This window comes from Bradyrhizobium sp. YCK136 (assembly GCF_044570075.1).
Lineage (GTDB): Bacteria > Pseudomonadota > Alphaproteobacteria > Rhizobiales > Xanthobacteraceae > Bradyrhizobium > Bradyrhizobium diazoefficiens.
The window spans coordinates 6,779,381-6,796,213 of the sequence record NZ_CP172424.1; the positions used below are offsets into that span (position 1 = coordinate 6,779,381).

Below are 16,833 nucleotides of genomic sequence, written 5' to 3' on the forward strand. Positions count from 1 at the left end.
CCATTCGACACGCCCTACCCGAACGTCTGCAACGCCGGAAACGTCTCCAGCAGCCAGATGCTCACATTCGAGACCGCGCCGGTGAGAAAGCCGATGCCGGTGATCACCATCAACACGCCCATGGCGCGCTCGACATTGACGAGATGGCCCTTCATGCGCGCGAACAGCGCGGAGAACTGCTCGATCATCAGCGCGGCGATCAGGAAGGGAATGCCGAGGCCCGCGGAATAGACCGCGAGGAGCCCTGCGCCCTTGGTCACCGTGGCTTCGGCCGCGGCGATCGAGAGGATCGCGGCGAGGATCGGGCCGATGCAGGGCGTCCAGCCGAAGGCGAAGGCGAGGCCCATGATGTAGGCGCCCCACAGGCCGACGGGTTTCGGGATCGGCAGCCGGCCCTCGCGCATCAACAGGCCGATGCGCGTCAGGCCGAGGAAGTGCAGACCCATCACGATGATGACGACGCCGGCGAGGATCGACAGCTCCGCCGACCAGGCCCGGATCAGCCCGCCGACCAGCGAGGCGCTGGCGCCGAGCGCCACAAACACGGTGGAGAAGCCGAGCACGAACAGAAGCGCCGACATCATGATTGCGCGCTTGGAGGCCGATGACGGCTCGTCGCTCTCGACATGCTCGATCGTCGCGCCCGTGAGATAGATCAGGTAGGGCGGGACCAGCGGCAGGACGCATGGGGAGAGGAAGCTGACGAGGCCGGCAATCAGCGCCGCCGGGATCGAAACATTTTGCATGATGCAGTCGGAGCCATCTCAGGCGCCGGCGCGGCGCGCGGGGAATGCGCGCGGCCCGGAGCACCGGCTCTGGTGTAGCCGATGCCGGAAAATGCGCAACAGAGGCGCACAAAACCAGGGCTCCTCCCGATGCCGTCCGCAATCACAGATGCGGCATCGGGACGCGCACAAACCTTGCCAAAAAGCGAGATCCGGCGGCGCGGCTACTTCACCACGCGGAGCAGCGGACGCCGGGGCTGGTCCTGCGTCTGCTTGGAGGGGGGTGGCGGTTCGCTTGCAGCGCTCCGCAGCATTTCGTCGCACAATGCCTTGAGATCGGCACTGTCAATTCCTTTGAGTTTCATCCGCACGTCCAGGATGACAATGGACAGCAGCTCGGCCGACTCACGGCTATTGATCTCGTTGAGAACCCTGCGGCACTCCTCGAGCGTTTCCAGCACCGACTGCAACTGTTCGTCTGAATGCGACACCGGCGTTCTTTCCGTTAATTCGGCCTGCGAGACGTGTTGGTGACGACCCCTCTGGCCCCCATGGAGAGCCAACGATAGCACGAGGCCGCTGCGCCTCTGAACATGATTTCAGTGTGTTTCTGCGTTGAAACTGCGGTTCCGGCGAACATCGCCCCGCTGCTTAATTGGCCATCATCGAAACGACGAAGGGTAGAACGCACGATGCGCTGTGATCGATCCGTCCTGGAAGGCGGGAACGCCTCTCTCGCAAGCAGATCCACTGCGGACAGCGCCGACAATCCCGCAGCCATTTCACGGCTCGCAACGGAACTCACGCGACATCCCTCATTCGGGCGAAAGTTTGCCCGATTCCCAGCCCTTGGCCGCACTCAGATACCACCTTCGAGGTAGTAAGGATGGCGTTCAAAACTCGCCATTCCCCAACCCGTCGTGGTTGTGGTTTGCGCCAGATTCTGCCAGTTTAACAACCCGAAGGGACTTGTATGCACTCCTTGGCGGAAAGGGGCGTTCCACTAGAGGAACGCCAAAAAGCAAATCTCAGCGGCCTCTCGGATTGGGATGCCGCCCGGATTTTCCTGGAAGTCGTCCGATCCGGAAGTTTCCGCTCGGCGGCCGAACGTCTGTCGCTGTCGATCAACGCCGTCCGCCGACGCATCGACGATTTCGAGCGTCAGACCGGCACTACCCTTTTCACCCGCGACGTGCACGGCACCCACCTGACTGACGAGGGCACGATGGTGGTCTCCGCCGTCGAACGAATGGAGGCGGCTGCGTTCGACGTGCTGCGCACCAGCGATTCGACGGCCAATGTCCTGTCCGGCGAGGTCCGCGTCGCGGTGACCGAGGGCCTTGGGACGTTCTGGCTCGCCCCGCGCCTGGTCGAATTCCAGCAGGCCTATCCGAAGATTCTGGTCGACCTGCATTGCGCGATGCGATCCGCAGACGTCTCCCGCCACGAGGCTGACGTCGCCATCCACCTGTCGCGTCCTTCCGCGCTCGACGTCAAGCTGGTGCGGCTCGGCCGCATGCATCTGATGTTCTGGGCCTCCGAGAAATACATCGAGAAACATGGCGCTCCGCGCTCGGCAATGGAATTGATCAAGCACCGCCTGGTGCTGCAATTCGCCGACCAGCTCGCCGCCAAGGAAACTTTCGAGAGCTTCTTCCCGGGCGTTCCTGAACGTGACCTTCTGGTCATGAAGACCAACGTCTCAAGCGCCAACTACTGGGCTGTCGCGAATGGCGCCGGAATCGGCGTATTCCCGAGCTACGCCGTCGCGCTTGGCGGGAAGTTGATTCCACTGGAGGTCGAGCTGAACCGACCGCTGGATATCTGGTTGTCCTACCATCCCGGTAGCGGCCGAATTCCGCGGGTACGGCACATGATTGACTGGCTGATCGAGGCTTTCAATCCGGCTCGCTTCCCGTGGTTTAAGGAAGAGTTCGTGCACCCGCATGAATTCAAGGACTCGTATATGGGCGAACCCCTGACCCAGCTCTTCGGGGGATTTTCAACCGAAGAACGGTGAGAACGAACATGAAAACAGCGGCGAAAAGAATGAAGCAACGCAGTGCCGGCAAGCCCGACATCGAGCTTGGCAAACGGATCCGTCTGCGGCGCGTCGAGATGAAGATCTCGCAGGCCGAGCTCGGCGAGAAGCTCGGCGTCAGCTTCCAGCAGGTTCAGAAATACGAGAAGGGCGTCAATCGCGTCGGCGCGGCTCGGCTTCAGCAGATCGCCACCGCCCTCGACGTGCCCGTGACCTTCTTCTACGACGGCGACAACAAGGCGCGCGAAGTCGAGAGCCTGCTGTTCCTCGATTCGGCCTTCAGCCTCCGCCTGCTGCGCGCCTACAGCAAGATCAAGGACCAGACGGTGCAGCGTCAGCTCGTCTCGCTGATGGAATCGATCGCGGCGAACGAAGCCTGATCCATCTCGGCGGTCTGGCCTTCAAGGCCGACGTTCAATCCACCGCGTCACGGGGGCGCGGCCGGATTGAACGAGACCTGCTGGATCGGATTTGGCCTGCGCGCCGTCCGCGCGCGGCATTCGGGCGGCCTGACCGCCCTTTTTTTTGGCCTTTTTCTTGATCTTTTTCTTCATCTTTTCCCTGCCCCCGCCCGCGGTTTTCGCGAACCCATCTCCACCCTGCCGCGACCCAATCGAGAGACTCCGCACTGGACGCGCGGAGTTTTCGACTGCCGTGCTTAATGGGACCTCAATATTGATGCCCTAGCTTCCCGCCGATCTTACCAATCGGCGCCCGCGGCGCGGCGACCGGGAAATTGCCAATGCGAGCGCTCGTCCGGGCCTCGTCCTCAGGGGAAGAACAAGACAGATGTCGAAGCGCCATGCCGTGATGATTGCCATGGGCCTCTTCGCCAGCGCTTCCGCGCTCGCGCAGACCGAGACCACGGGCCAGGCCGGCTCCAGCCCGGCGGCGTCGGGCGGCACCGTGCCGGCCGCCGCCAATCCGGCCCACGCGGCCGCGCCGAAAACCGCCGCGTCGACCTCGGCCTCGACGCCGGAAAGCCGCTCGGCCGCAGCGCTCGCGATGACGCACGAGCCGACCTATGACGAGGGCTCAGCCCAGCGCATCAAGGACGCGGCGCTCAGCTATTCCGATCTCGCGGTGCGCGGCGGCTGGCCGACGATCCCGGCAGACGCCAAATTCGCACTCGGCGTCCAGGGCGCCAATGACGACCTGCTGCGCAAGCGGCTGATCGTCTCCGGCGACCTTTCCGCCGACAAGGCAAGCGGCGCCTTCGACCAGGATCTCGCGGACGCGGTGAAGCGTTTCCAGGCTCGCCACGGGCTGGCGCCGACCGGCATGGTGACGCCGCGCACGCTCGCGGCGATGAACGTTTCCGTGCAGAAGCGCATCCGGCAGCTGGAGGCTTCGCTCCAGCGGCTCGAGAACATGGATTTCGGCTTCGGCCAGCGCTATGTCGTGGTCAACATCCCCGCGGCCTTTGCCGAAGCGGTCGAGAACGACGTCGTGGTGCGGCGCTATCGCGTCATCGCCGGCAAGACCGAAAAGCCCTCGCCGACACTGACGGCCCAGATCACCAGCGTCGTTCTCAATCCGACCTGGACGGTGCCGTCATCGATCGCCAAGACCGAAATCTCCGCGCATATGCGCAAGGACCCGACCTACCTGTCGCGTATGCACATGGAGGTGCTCGACGCCCACGACAATCCGATCGATCCGCATTCGGTCGACTGGTCCGGCACGCATACGCCGAACTTCACTGTGCGCCAGCAGAACGGCACCTTCAACGCGCTCGGCGCGGTGAAGATCGACATGCCGAACGCCTACTCGGTTTACATGCACGACACCAACCAGCGCAATCTGTTCAGCGACGACTACCGTTTCGATTCCCACGGCTGCTCGCGCGTCGACAACGTGCGCGATCTCGCCGCCTGGCTGCTCAAGGACCAGCCGAAGTGGAGCCGCGCCGCGATCGACGCTGAAATCGCGAGCGGCCAGCACCTCGACGTCGCCATGGCGAAGAAGGTCCCGGTGGCCTGGACCTATCTCACGGCGTGGATGACCAAGGACCAGACCGTCCAGTTCCGCAACGACGTCTATAACCAGGACGAGCAGTTGCTGGAAGCGACCGCGGAAGAGGCGGCCTTCTTCAGCAATGCCGGCAGCCATCCGCTGACCGCGCACATGACGCGCTAGGATTGGCGCAGTAGCCGCGCCATGCAATCGCGGCACAGGCGGATGCAGAGCCCATCGCCTCGCCGCGGTTGACCCGGACCTCGGCCCGGCAGCACATTGCGCCCGGCCTACGACAAGCGAGCGCGCGATGCCCGACATTTCCAATGAAACTTCCTACGCCGACGGCAAGATCCTCAAGCACGCCACTGATGGCGTCGGCGTGATCACCTTCAACAATCCCGACAAGCGCAATGCGATGTCGCTGGAGATGTGGGAGGGATTTGGCGAGGCACTGACGGCCTTGCGCGACGACGACGCGGTGCGCGTCGTGATCCTGCGCGGCGCCGGCGGCAAGGCGTTCGTATCCGGCGCCGACATCAGCCAGTTCGAGAAGACGCGCCACAACGCGGCGGCGTCCGAGGATTACGCCAGACGCAGCGCCGCCCAGCGCGCGCTGCTCGCCGACTATCCCAAGCCGACGATCGCCTGCATCCAGGGCTTTTGTCTCGGCGGCGGCATGCAGGTCGCGATGCTTGCCGACATCCGCATCGCTGCGCTTGGCAGCCAGTTCGGCATTCCCGCGGCAAGGCTCGGCATCGCCTATGGCTACGACGGATTGCGGCACCTGGTGTCGCTGGTCGGCCCGTCCTGGGCGCGGCTGCTGATGTACACGGGCATGCGGATCGATTCCGCGGAAGCGCTGCGCATTGGCCTCGTCGAGCGCGTGGTCCCGGACGATCAGCTCTGGGGCGAGACCATGGCGATCGCCGCGACGATCTCGCAGAACGCCCCGCTCGCGATCAAGGCCGCCAAGATCACCATCGCACAGGTGCTGAAGGACGAAAGCGGTCGCGACATGGAGGCGATCAAGGCGATCGGCCATGCCTGCATGGACTCCGCCGATTTTCGCGAGGGCCGGCAGGCCTTCATGGAGAAGCGCAAGCCGCAATTTTCGGGGCGGTGAAGCTGAACCGGCATTCAGGAAGATTAAATTCCTCTGTCTCCTGCACCGCGATAGCAACCAACTGATCCGTCGCAAGTTCTTCCGCCACCAACGAGGGAGATTGCGATGAAACTCAAGTTTGCTGTGCTTGGTCTGGCCGCGCTCGGCAGCGCTGCGCTGACGTCAGGGCAAGCGCTCGCGGCGATGCCGAACGGCATTCCGCAGGCCGATCGCGGCCCGGCCGCCAACGTCGATCAGGTCCGAATGGTCTGTAATCAGTGGGGCCGCTGCTGGTGGCGTCCGAACTATTATGGCGCCTATGGCTATTACGATGGCCCGCGCCGGTACTATGGCGGCCCGCGCCCATGGGGCTGGGGTCACCGCCACTGGCACCGCTGGTGAACGACGAAGGGGCCGCGAGGCCCCTTTCTCTTGGCATCTGACTACAGCGCCCCCAGCACCGCCTTCGTGATGTCGGCCGTGCCGTTGCTGCCGCCGAACTCCATCGGCTTGATGCCGCCGGCATAGACCTGGTCCACCGCACGTTCGATCGTCTCGCCGGCTTCTGCCGCGCTCTCGACGCCGTGCTTGTCCGCGATCCAGTCCAGCATCATCGCGGCCGACAGGATCATGCCGGTCGGATTGGCCTTGCCCTGCCCCATGATATCGGGCGCGGTGCCGTGGCAAGGCTGGAACACGGCGTATTTGTCGCCGATGTCGGCCGACGGCGCCATGCCGAGACCGCCGATCAGGCTCGCGGTGATGTCGGAGACGATGTCGCCGAACATGTTCTCCATCACCATCACGTCGAAATCCCAGGGACGCTTCACCAGCATCGCCGAGCAGGCATCGACATAGAGCCGGTCGGTCTTCACCTCCGGATGCTTCTTGGCAATCTCGTCGAAGATGCCGCGGAAGAAGGCAAAGGCCTTGAACACGTTCGCCTTGTCGACGCAGGTCAGCATCCCCGGCTTGCCGCGCGCCTTGCGGCGTGCGGCGAGGCGAAACGAGAACTCGAACAGGCGCTCGGAGGTCCGGCGCGTGATCACCATGGTCTCGCGCGCATCCTCATGGGTGACGACGCCCTTGCCCATCGAGGCGAACAGGCCCTCGGTGGATTCGCGGATCACGACGAGGTCGATGCCGCGCGTGTCGGCGCCGACGATCGGGCTCGGCACGCCCGGAATGAGCCGCGCCGGCCGCACGCCGGCATAGAGATCGAAGATGAAGCGCAGCTCGATCTGCGGCGCGATCTCGGTGTTGTCGGGGTAGCGCACCGACGGCAGGCCGCAGGCCCCGAGCAGGATCGCATCCGCCTCCTCGCACAGCTTGATCGTGCTCTCGGGCATCGACTTGCCGGTGGCGAGATAATTGTTGGCACCGGCCGGCGCCTCGGTGAAGCGGAAGCGCAGATCCGATTTCTGTTCGATCTTGCGCAGCACCTGGATCGCCGGAGCCATGACTTCAGGGCCGATGCCGTCACCGGCGAGCACGGCAATGTGGAAGGCGTTGTTTGCGGACATGGGGGTTCCTGCATTTTCGGGCGTCATTCCGGGGCGGTCCGCAGGACCGAACCCGGAATCTCGAGATTCCGGGTTCGATGCTTTGCATCGCCCCGGAATGACGTAAAGAGAAACTACGGCGTCAGCACCGTGCGTCCGACCACGGCGCCCTGCTGCAACTGCACCAGCGCGTCGTTGGCCTTGGCGAGCGGCTGACGCGTCACCGGGATCGGCGGCACGTTCTTCGTTCGCACGAGGTCGAGCAGTTCCTGCGTCTCACGCAGATTGCCGACATAGCTGCCCTGGATGGTCACCGCCTTGATCGGAATCAGCGGCAGCGCCCAGGTCGCGCCGCCGCCGAACAGGCCGACGATGACGAGCTTGCCGCCCTTGGTCAGGCAGTCGAAGCCGAGCTGCGTCGTCGCGGCATTGCCGACGAGGTCGATGACGGCGCGGATCGGCCCGCCCGCTTTCTTGGCAAGCTGCTCCAGCGCGTCCGGCGCCTTGGGATCGACGGTCGCAAGCGCGCCGGCCTTCTCCGCCGCCTCGCGCTTCCTGGCGTCGATGTCGACCATGATCGCGCCCTTGCCGCCCATCGCTTTCAACAGCGACAGCGCCATCAGTCCGAGGCCGCCGGCGCCGAACATCACGATCGGCGTGTCGAAATGCTGCTCGACCTTCTTCAGCGCACTGTAGGTGGTGACGCCCGAGCAGGCATAGGGCGCGGTGGTCGCGGGATCGAGCCCTTTGAGGTTCAGCAGATAACGCGGATGCGGCACCAGCATGTGATCGGAATAGCCGCCGTCGCAATAGACGCCGAGCGAGCGCGGCGTCAGGCACATGTTCTCGTCGCCGCCAAGGCAGGTCGCGCACTTGCCGCAGCCGATCCAGGGATAGACCAGGCCGACATCGCCGAGCCTGAGATCACCCTGGTCGGTCGGCTTCACGTCAGGACCGAAAGCCACGATTTCACCGACCGTCTCGTGGCCCATGGTCAGCGGCAGATTGATGCCGCGGTCCTTCAGCGACAGCGGCTTGCGGCCATGGCCGAGATCGTAACCGCCTTCCCAGATATGGAGGTCGCTGTGGCAGACGCCGGCGGCCTTCACCTTGATCAGCACCTGCGTGCCCGACGGCTGCGGCGTGGGCTCGTCGAACTCCTGCAGCGGCGCCTTGAAATCGGCGACCTTGAAACTCTTCATAGGCGTCCTCCCGCATGCTTCTTGTTGTCGCGCCACCATGCCACGGCCGGCGAGGCGAGACAAACGCGCACCTGTCTAGTTTACGCCGGCCGACGGTGGCAAGCCGGCCGCGCGCAAGGCCGCATTGCTCGCCGCACCGAGCCTTCCGTCACCCTTGCGCGGCCGTTTTGCCTGACGGAATTGACGCGTCATCGGCGAGGCCAATCTCGTCGCGCAACGCATCCGTGTGCTCGCCGAGCGCGGCCATCGCCCTGGCCGGCGTCGTGTCGGCGCCGGACATCCGGAACGGCAGGTTGAGAACCTGGAACGAGCCGCCGCCATCCTCCACCGACGAGAGCGCCTGCCGGTGCGCGAGCTGCGGATCGGCCAGCGCCTCGGAGACGGTGCGATAGGCCGAGGCCGGCACGCCGGCCGCACCGAGTGCGACGAGGCATGCCTCGGTCGAGAGCTGCCGCGACCAGGCCTCGACGCCGTCCATCAAGTCGGCCCAGTTCTCGCGGCGCGCAGCGTAGGCGGAGAAGCGCGGATCGGAGATCCAGTCGGGGCGGCCGATCACGCCCATCAAGCACTGAAACGTCTTTTCGCTCGCGACCGTGATCATGACATAGCCATTGGCCGTCTCGGTCGGCCCGAACATCGGGCGCGGTGGCGGCTTCACCGCGAACTGCGAGCTCTGCAACTCGATCAGAGTCAGCGTCAGCATCGACTCCAGCATGGAGACGTCGATGTGCTGGCCAAGCCCGGTCACCGTGCGCTGATAGAGCGCCGACGCAATCGCCCCAAAACCGTAGGTGCCGGTGACGACGTCGGCATGGTAGATGCCGCAATAGTCGGGGCGGTTACGGCCGGGCTGGTAGGCGAGATGCGCCATGTCATAGCCGGAGGCCGCGTGGATCACCGGCGCATAGGCCGGCAGCTCGGCCGAGGGGCCGCTCTGGCCGTAGCCCGAGATCGAGCAATAGATCAGCCTGGGATTGACTGGGCGCATTCTGTCGTAGTCGAGCCGCAGCCGGTGCATCACGCCGGGCCGGAAGTTCTCGACCAGGATGTCGGCGGTCGCGGCCAGCCGGAGGATCGCCTCCCTGCCGTCCTCGGACTTGAGGTCGAGCACGACGCTCTTCTTGCCGACATTGAGCTGGCCGAATACGGTGCTGCACCCCTTGCGCAGCGGCGGCCGGGTCCGCATTGTCTCGCCGCCGTCGGTCTCGATCTTGATGACCTCGGCGCCCATATCGGCGAGCATCCGCGTGCAATGGGGACCGGCGATGGTGGTCGAAAAATCCAGCACCCTGAGTCCGGCGAAGGCCTTTGTCGTCGTGCTCTCATGCTTATCTGCTAGCTGCATGCGTGCCGCGTCTCCTGGCGTATCCTGGGAACAATGAATGTTCTCTGTTGTTGGTGCGCCGACCCTAGAGGGCGGCGGCTGAGTAGGAAAGTCTTTACCGAGCGGAGGCGTTTCGCAGGCGTGCTTGGGAATTGCGGGGCAACTGGACCCGTTCTTGCATAGCAGCAAACCGGATCGGCAAGGGGCAACTGTTCTTGAGGGTCTTGTTCGTTACGACAGAAATGGACGACTTCGTCCGCGTCGGCGGACTTGGAGCCGTTTCCGCTGCCCTGCCCAGAGCCCTTCGCCCCTTCGCCGATATCCGGATCATGTTGCCCGGCTATCGCGACATCATCGAGCAACTCACGCATATTCAGATCGTTGGCCGCTGCCCGTCGTTTGCGGATCTGCCGGCCTGCTCGCTCGGCCGGGCCGCGACCAAGGACGGCCTGCCGGTCTATGTGCTGTTATGCTCGCAACTCTACGACCGGCCCGGCAATCCCTATGGCGACGAGTCCGGACGCGACTGGCCGGACAACGACATCCGCTTCGCGCGCTTTGCCTCGGCAGCCGCTGAGCTGGCCATGGGCAAGCTGGACAAGAATTGGGCAGCAGACCTGATCCATGCCAACGACTGGCAGGCCTCGCTCGTGCCCGCCTATCTCGCCTGGCGCGGCGCCAAGCTGCCGTCGATCCTGACCATTCACAACCTCGCCTATCAGGGCCTCTTCCCGAAGGACTCGCTGCGGCGGATCGGCGCACCGGAAAGCGCCTTCCACATCGACGGCCTCGAATTCTACGACCAGGTCTCCTTCCTCAAGGCTGGCCTCGTCTACGCCTCGCATCTCACCACCGTCAGCGGCACCTATGCGCGCGAGATCACCACGGCCGAGTTCGGCTGCGGCCTGGAGGGTCTGCTCCGCCTGCGCTCGGACGCCGCCGAGCTCACCGGCATCCTCAACGGCATCGACGAGAGCTGGGACCCGCGCTCCTGCGCCCAGCTCGCCCAGCAATTCGGCGCCGGCGACTGGGTCGGCAAGAAGGCCAATGCGGACTACGTGCGCAAGCAGTTCGGGCTGGCGGTGTCGCGCGGCCCGATGTTCGGCATCGTCGCGCGGCTCGTGCACCAGAAGGGCATCGACCTCGTGCTGTCCGCGGCCGACGAGATCATCGATGCCGGCGGCCAGATCGTGGTCACCGGCTCCGGCGAGCCGGCGCTCGAGCAGGCGCTGATCGACGCGCATCGCCGCCGCCCCGAGGCGATCGGCGTTGCGATCGGCTTCAACGACGCCCAGGCGCGGCGCATCTTCGCCGGCAGCGACTTCACCCTGATGCCGTCGCGCTTCGAGCCGTGCGGCCTCAGCCAGATGTACGCCCAGCGCTTCGGCTCGCTGCCGATCGGGCACCAGACCGGCGGCTTGGCCGAGACCATCACCGACGGCGAGACCGGCTTCCTGTTCTCGAGACCCTCGCACGAATCCTTCCTCGGCGGCGTCCGCCGGGCCTTCGAAGCCTTCATGGCGCAGGACCAGCTCGACTCCATGCGCCGCAGCGCCATGGGACGGTCGTTCTCCTGGAGCATCTCGGCCGGCAGCTATAGCGCGCTGTACCGGAAGCTGGCAGCGGTGTGAGGCGCGACGGCGCTTCCACATACTCCGTCATTGCGAGCGCTTATCTCTCCCCGTCACCCCCGCGCAACGGCGGAGCCGTTGTCGCTGGAAGGTGCTCGCCTCTTCGGCGAGCCTCGAAGGGCGACGGCCCGGCTGCAGCGGGGCCGTGCATCCTTCGAGGCTCCCGGCGCGATGCTCTCGCATCGCGCCGCTCGCACCTCACGCTATCGCCTTATCGCGTCAGATGCCCTCGCGACCCATAGGGTCACAAGCTCTCAGGATGACGGGGTGAGGACCGAGGCCTTCACCCCTTGCCGCGCACGTCCATCTGCGGCCGTCCGATCCAGGCGCGGTTGAGGCAACGGGTTATCCAGTCCGGCTGCAACTCTCCTCGCAGCCTCGCCTGCGCTTCCTGGTAGGGACCGACATAGCGCAGCCTGTCCGGCAATTTCGGATAGACGCGCCTGATCCATTTCACCGCGTTGTCGGCGGATCTGATATCGCGCTCGTCCAGTTCGAACCCGAAGCCTGCACGCAATCGCTCCGGCAGCAGGCTTGCCGTCAGCGCGCGATACCAGCGCGGCGGCCGCAACCAAGGACGGGCGCCGGTGAAGATTTGTGTCGCGATCTCGCGCGCGGCCGGGCTGACGGTCAATGTCTCCGACTGCACCATCGCCGCGGTGTAGGCGGCAAAGCCGGACCAGTCCGCCGGCAAATCATCCCCGGTCAATCCGAACAAGGCGCCGAACAGCCGGCCCTCGGTCCAGTAGCGCTCGCGCTCCTCCACGGAGAGCTGCGGCAGAACCAGATCATGCGCCATCAGCCCCGTCTCGACCAGCGTCGCATGAACCCAGCGCAATGACGGGATGTCGTTGGCGCAGTAGCGCGAGCCGGCAGCGAAGGGGCCGACCGTCTCGGGCATCTCTCCGACGATCATGCTGTGACGCCGGTACAGTTGCCGCGACGACAGCAAGGCACGATCGAGCGAGCCGAACACCATGGCGAAGACGATGTCGAAGGTGCGGTGAAAGCGGCCGATCGGATCGGTCAACGTCCGGGAATGTTCGGCGATGGCGGCGGCGACCCAGGGGTGAGCCAGTTGCAGCAGCAGCGCGCGGCCGGCGCCGAGAAAGATGACGGCCTCCCGGTCGATCCACCAGGTGACCGAGGACGGGCCGAACACGCCGGGGACCGGCCCCGCCGCGTCAGCGCGGACCTGATCGAGCGCCGCCTCCAGATCTTTCTCAACGACCAATTGCGAGCCTCGCGACGAAGACGCCGCGATAATAGCCCAGACAGCGCGCTCGTGAAATCGTCACGGCCCGATACAAATGACGGACAAGGCGCCTACTCCGCCGCAATCGGCATCTCGTCCATATGCTCGTGCAGCACCACGCCGGCGAGCGGATCGAATTCGCCGATCCACGGCTTTCGTGCGAGCACGGACCTCGTATGGGCATAGCCCGCATGCCAGCGCCGCGTAATGCCTGACGGGCTGAAGTCGATGTCCTTGGTGTGGGTCTCGCGGTCGAGCTGCGGCGCCAGCAGCCGCACGACGTGCATGCGGGTCGAACAGCCGTAGCTCATCAGCTCCCTCACCGCGGGATCGCTGCGCTCGCTCTCGGGCAGACGCGCGGCGAGCTGGTTGATGACGTGCCGCAGGCGATGGGCCTGCTGCTGGCGGGCGATCTGGCTCGCGATCCGGCTGGAATACATCACATCCTTGTGCCGGTTCAGCACCTCCGCCATCGTGGTTGGCTCGGCGCCGACCGGATTCCACAGATGCACGGAGAAGATCAGCGAATCCCTGCGCGGATTGTCGTCGAACACCGCCTCCGTCGGCGTGTTCGAGAGGATGCCCCCGTCCCAATAGAGTTCGCCGTCGATGCGCACCGCCGGGAAGGCCGGGGGCAATGCGCCGGAGGCCATGACATGCTTCACCGTCAGTTCGCCGTCGCGGCTGTCGAAATAGCGCATTTCGCTGGTGCCGACATGGGCCGCTCCGACCGTCAGGCGCGGCGCGCAGCGATTGGCGAGGTCGAAATCGACCAGCTCGCTCAGCGTCTTCTCCAGCGGCGCGGTCGAATAGAAACCGGCGTGATCGGCGCCGAGCGGATAGGACTCCCCGGCATGCGCCAGCGGGTTGGGCTGGAAAAACCCGGGAATGCCCTGGGTCACGGTCGACCAATAGGCGAGCTTCTCGTTGAAGTCGGGAAACGCGGTGCGCCAGTTCCAGACCGGGTTCTGCTCCATCCGCTTCCAGAATTCCTTCAGGCGCGCCAGCCGATGCTCCGGCGCATTGCCCGCGATGAGGCTCGCATTGATGGCGCCGATCGAGGTGCCGATGATCCAGTCCCGCTCGATGCCGGCCTCGTGCAGCGCCTGGTAGACGCCGGCCTGGTAGGAGCCAAGCGCGCCGCCGCCCTGCAGCACGAGAACGACCTGACCCGGCAGGTCCATGCTCTTTCGTTGCCCGTTGTCCCGCATGCCGTTCATGTCTCGCTCCTGTCGGGCCTATGGTTATCATTCGTCAGGCGTAAGGCTATTGTTACGTCTTGCCATTTTTCGCGATTGCCGGGTCTTTTGGAAATGCCGCTTGGCTTCCGAAACCATACGCACGCGCTATGGCGGCCAGGATATCATTCCCTGTCCCGATCGGTTAGATTTCCGGCCGATCCTGCCGGGAGCCGATCCATGGAAATGCACCAGGTCCGCTATTTCCTCGCGGTGGCGCAGCTCTTGAATTTCACGCGCGCCGCCGAGGAGTGCAACGTCACGCAGCCCTCGCTGACGCGCGCGATCAAGCAGCTCGAGGCCGAGCTGGGCGGCGACCTGTTTCGCCGCGAACGGCCGGCGGCGCAACTGACCGAGCTCGGCCAGCGCATGCATCCGCTGCTGAAGCAGTGCTATGACGCCGCCGCCGGTGCGCGCTCGCTCGCCTCCTCGTTCAAAAGTGGTGAGGTCGGCGCGCTCCGCGTTGCGCTGACGCATTCGGTCGACCTGGCGCTGCTCATCCCGCACCTCAACGAGATCAGGCGGCAGTTCAACCGGCTCGAATTCCGCTTCCTGCGCGGGACGAGCCGCGAGGTCGCAGAATTCCTGAAGAAGGGCGAGGCCGAGCTCGGCATCGCCGCCGAGATCGACGAGGCCTGGGAACGGCTCGACGTCTGGCCGCTGTTCACCGAGGCGTTCGATCTCATCGTCAGCAGGGAGCACCGGCTTGCCGAGCACGACACGATCGAGCCGGACGACCTGCGCGCGGAACAATTGCTCGGCCGCAGCTATTGCGAGCATTCCAAGCGCATCGCAGCGAACCTGCGCGAGCACGGCATCGATGTCGATCACGGCCACGAGATTTCGAGCGAACGCGACCTGGTCGAACTGGTGGAGGCCGATATCGGCATCGCCATGATGCCCCACACCTCGCCCGTGCCGGAGAGCCTGAAACGCGCCGCGGTTGCCGGCCTCGATGCCCGCCGCACCGTCAGCCTCTATGGCGTCGCCGGCCGCCAGCGCACGGCGGTGGCCAACGCCGTGATGCGCATGCTGCGCGGTGCGGACTGGCGGGCGATTGCGGGGTAGCCGCGAGAACGATCGCTGCTCTTCTTCCTTCTCCCCTTGTGGGAAAGGGACGAAATGGCCGAAGGCATTGAGAAGAAAGGTTCTTCCCGCTTTCGGCCGCCGGGCGATACTGTAAACCGATACTGTATTTTCCCGGAGCCGCCTATCCCCATTAAAAAAGCCCGGATCGGGGCCCGGGCCCTTTCATGGGGCCCGGATCGGAGGGCGGCCATGCGGCTCAATATCGTCGGGCGGCGAACGGCGCCGTCGTAGTCTCCGGACGTGTACTTACAAAAGAGACGTAGCGGATCAGGCGCGGTGGATGATCAACAGCGGTTCGAAGGGCGGACATCGCCCGAGGTCCGAGTCGGGCCAACGGACTTTGAGCTTAGTCGCTAGCAGTCGATCATGCGAGGGGGCCGACCGGTTCGGCATCACTCTCAGCAGACACCAAGAACTCATTTAGCAGGTGCCGCTTGATCCTAATCGGTTCACGCTCCCCTTGCGAAGCGAGCCAGAGAACACGCTCGGCCACTTCCACGGCAGATCGCTGCTGCTGACGAGTGAACGACGGGCTGGAAAGAACGTCGTCTAGAACGTTGCGGAGCATATGTACTGTTGCCGTGTCGTATGCCATGCGCCAAATATCCCGGCCGTCGAAACAAAATGCGCCGTAGCGATGGCGCAAGGGGAAAGGAAGTGAAGCGTCGCCGGGCTCGAATTAAGCGTCCCGGCAGCGCCTATTCTCTAACTGAGCGCTGAAATCCCAGTTGCCCTGAATTATGCAATGGTCATGCCACAGGTTTGTAACGCGGTTCTCGCTGGCGTGCCGCCATGCTACCGTCGAACGGCGACCGGAAGCCCCGATCGCAATCTACAGTCCAAACTCCCGCCGGCTCGCAAAGGTCGGCGGTTTTTCTTTGTCGATTTACTCCGCCCCCGTTCCTCGCTAAAGCCTATCCGTATTGCAGATCCGAAATTTGATTGTGAGGTAAGATCATGTCGACTGCGATTGAGTTGATTGTGGACGGCTATACAAGACTTAAGGACCGCCAGTCGCTGGAGAATCTGAGGACGCATCGTCGGCGCTTGGCAGTCGACCTGAAGGCCAGGACGGGCTTCGATTGTCGGTCGTCTATTGCGCAGCTGGAGCAGGATATCGCGACCATTGAGGCCGAGTTGCAGACGCTTTCAGGGCCGATCGGAGGCTAGGCGCCGGCTCGCAGGGGGGCCTGGGTAACGCCGGGCCGGCTGACCCATCTCGGTCGTTGGCGCGGACGCGCGTCGGAGCGTTCAGCGGTCGGCGTCAGGAATGCGGAGCCGGCTAAGTAGCCAGGCGATGATTCGCTGCTCATCGCCAGGCTTCTTGATCGCCTGTCGGATCTCGCCGAGCAGCTTTTCCCTTTCGGATAGTTCGGGCCGCGTTACGCCGCGCTCTGACCTCAAAGCGCTAATCTGCCTTTGCATGCCTGCGCCATCACTGCGGGTGCGATTGCATTTCATTAGTGAAATATTCACGTGCCTAACAATGCAGCCATTCTTGTCGACCGGGAGAAAATGGGCAACCGAACTGGAGTTGGATTCCCTGATTTTTCTGCTCTTGGATATCGATCCCGTGGTTTCCCTTGGCAGAACTGGCAGAAACTGCATAGTCAGCCGAAATTGGCCCATGCTAATTTTGAACAATGAACGACAGCGTAGTTTTCACACTAGTCATTTTGGCCGCAGTCTTCACCGTCGCAGCCACGTCGGTGCTCGTCTTCGGCAGTTGATCTACCTCAAGCCGCGCCGGCTCCTAGCCGTACGT

At 64.4% G+C, this 16,833-nt stretch carries 18 protein-coding genes; 8 read left to right on the top strand and 10 right to left on the bottom strand.

Features of this window, described 5'->3' with window-relative positions:
• Positions 1 to 14 precede the first annotated feature (14 nt).
• Together ACFLEY_RS32625 and ACFLEY_RS32630 are read right to left on the bottom strand one after the other, a co-directional pair.
• Positions 15 to 746 carry a cytochrome c biogenesis CcdA family protein gene (locus tag ACFLEY_RS32625; protein WP_011085573.1) on the bottom strand — a complete coding sequence of 244 codons (732 nt, stop codon included), beginning with the start codon at positions 744 to 746 and terminating at the stop codon, positions 15 to 17.
• Between the two features lie 203 nt (positions 747 to 949).
• A complete protein-coding gene (locus ACFLEY_RS32630; RefSeq protein ID WP_011085572.1) occupies positions 950 to 1,216 on the bottom strand; it encodes a hypothetical protein in 267 nt (88 codons plus the stop codon).
• A 482-nt stretch (positions 1,217 to 1,698) separates the two neighbouring features.
• Between ACFLEY_RS32630 and ACFLEY_RS32635 the strand changes: the two genes are divergently transcribed.
• Both ACFLEY_RS32635 and ACFLEY_RS32640 read left to right on the top strand, forming a co-directional pair.
• Positions 1,699 to 2,745 (top strand): LysR family transcriptional regulator, encoded by a 1,047-nt coding sequence (locus ACFLEY_RS32635; protein WP_011085570.1) that lies wholly within the window; start codon positions 1,699 to 1,701, stop codon positions 2,743 to 2,745.
• Between the two features lie 29 nt (positions 2,746 to 2,774).
• On the top strand, positions 2,775 to 3,146 hold the full coding sequence (locus tag ACFLEY_RS32640) for a helix-turn-helix domain-containing protein (protein WP_014497036.1): 372 nt from the start codon (positions 2,775 to 2,777) through the stop codon (positions 3,144 to 3,146).
• 21 nt (positions 3,147 to 3,167) lie between these two features.
• Here ACFLEY_RS32640 and ACFLEY_RS32645 read toward each other — a convergent pair whose 3' ends face one another.
• Positions 3,168 to 3,320: a hypothetical protein gene (locus ACFLEY_RS32645; protein WP_171901239.1), complete on the bottom strand. Its 153-nt coding sequence runs from the start codon at positions 3,318 to 3,320 to the stop codon at positions 3,168 to 3,170.
• Between the two features lie 235 nt (positions 3,321 to 3,555).
• On the opposite strand from ACFLEY_RS32645, the gene ACFLEY_RS32650 reads away from it, so the two are divergent.
• From ACFLEY_RS32650 to ACFLEY_RS32660, 3 genes are all read left to right on the top strand, one after another.
• Complete coding sequence (locus tag ACFLEY_RS32650; protein ID WP_211433945.1) at positions 3,556 to 4,905, top strand: murein L,D-transpeptidase; 1,350 nt, start codon at positions 3,556 to 3,558, stop codon at positions 4,903 to 4,905.
• A gap of 127 nt (positions 4,906 to 5,032) precedes the next feature.
• Positions 5,033 to 5,848, top strand: a complete 816-nt coding sequence (locus ACFLEY_RS32655) for an enoyl-CoA hydratase (RefSeq protein WP_011085567.1) — start codon at positions 5,033 to 5,035, stop codon at positions 5,846 to 5,848.
• Positions 5,849 to 5,953: 105 nt separating this feature from the next.
• Complete coding sequence (locus tag ACFLEY_RS32660) at positions 5,954 to 6,229, top strand: hypothetical protein (RefSeq protein ID WP_396604301.1); 276 nt, start codon at positions 5,954 to 5,956, stop codon at positions 6,227 to 6,229.
• Between the two features lie 41 nt (positions 6,230 to 6,270).
• Here ACFLEY_RS32660 and ACFLEY_RS32665 read toward each other — a convergent pair whose 3' ends face one another.
• From ACFLEY_RS32665 to ACFLEY_RS32675, 3 genes are all read right to left on the bottom strand, one after another.
• Entirely contained in the window at positions 6,271 to 7,350 is a 1,080-nt protein-coding gene (locus tag ACFLEY_RS32665; protein ID WP_060911009.1) for an isocitrate/isopropylmalate dehydrogenase family protein, read from the bottom strand.
• A gap of 113 nt (positions 7,351 to 7,463) precedes the next feature.
• Complete coding sequence (locus ACFLEY_RS32670; protein ID WP_011085564.1) at positions 7,464 to 8,531, bottom strand: alcohol dehydrogenase; 1,068 nt, start codon at positions 8,529 to 8,531, stop codon at positions 7,464 to 7,466.
• 148 nt (positions 8,532 to 8,679) lie between these two features.
• On the bottom strand, positions 8,680 to 9,876 hold the full coding sequence (locus ACFLEY_RS32675) for a CaiB/BaiF CoA-transferase family protein (RefSeq protein ID WP_060911008.1): 1,197 nt from the start codon (positions 9,874 to 9,876) through the stop codon (positions 8,680 to 8,682).
• Between the two features lie 221 nt (positions 9,877 to 10,097).
• Here ACFLEY_RS32675 and glgA point away from each other — a divergent pair, with 221 nt between their 5' ends.
• Entirely contained in the window at positions 10,098 to 11,486 is a 1,389-nt protein-coding gene (gene glgA / locus ACFLEY_RS32680) for a glycogen synthase GlgA (protein ID WP_249163154.1), read from the top strand.
• 283 nt (positions 11,487 to 11,769) lie between these two features.
• On the opposite strand, the gene ACFLEY_RS32685 is transcribed toward glgA, so the two are convergent.
• Together ACFLEY_RS32685 and ACFLEY_RS32690 are read right to left on the bottom strand one after the other, a co-directional pair.
• Positions 11,770 to 12,720, bottom strand: coding sequence for an oxygenase MpaB family protein (locus tag ACFLEY_RS32685; RefSeq protein WP_060911006.1), 951 nt, complete (start codon positions 12,718 to 12,720; stop codon positions 11,770 to 11,772).
• Positions 12,721 to 12,812: 92 nt separating this feature from the next.
• On the bottom strand, positions 12,813 to 13,961 hold the full coding sequence (locus ACFLEY_RS32690; RefSeq protein WP_060911005.1) for a patatin-like phospholipase family protein: 1,149 nt from the start codon (positions 13,959 to 13,961) through the stop codon (positions 12,813 to 12,815).
• Positions 13,962 to 14,159: 198 nt separating this feature from the next.
• Between ACFLEY_RS32690 and ACFLEY_RS32695 the strand changes: the two genes are divergently transcribed.
• Positions 14,160 to 15,047 (top strand): LysR family transcriptional regulator, encoded by an 888-nt coding sequence (locus tag ACFLEY_RS32695; RefSeq protein ID WP_060911004.1) that lies wholly within the window; start codon positions 14,160 to 14,162, stop codon positions 15,045 to 15,047.
• A 385-nt stretch (positions 15,048 to 15,432) separates the two neighbouring features.
• Here ACFLEY_RS32695 and ACFLEY_RS32700 read toward each other — a convergent pair whose 3' ends face one another.
• Entirely contained in the window at positions 15,433 to 15,663 is a 231-nt protein-coding gene (locus ACFLEY_RS32700) for a hypothetical protein (RefSeq protein ID WP_028154370.1), read from the bottom strand.
• Positions 15,664 to 16,025: 362 nt separating this feature from the next.
• Here ACFLEY_RS32700 and ACFLEY_RS32705 point away from each other — a divergent pair, with 362 nt between their 5' ends.
• Positions 16,026 to 16,238, top strand: coding sequence for a hypothetical protein (locus ACFLEY_RS32705; protein ID WP_035669564.1), 213 nt, complete (start codon positions 16,026 to 16,028; stop codon positions 16,236 to 16,238).
• An 81-nt stretch (positions 16,239 to 16,319) separates the two neighbouring features.
• Here the strand turns inward: ACFLEY_RS32705 and ACFLEY_RS32710 are convergent, their stop codons facing one another.
• Positions 16,320 to 16,697 (bottom strand): hypothetical protein, encoded by a 378-nt coding sequence (locus ACFLEY_RS32710; RefSeq protein WP_129557437.1) that lies wholly within the window; start codon positions 16,695 to 16,697, stop codon positions 16,320 to 16,322.
• Positions 16,698 to 16,833: the final 136 nt, after the last annotated feature.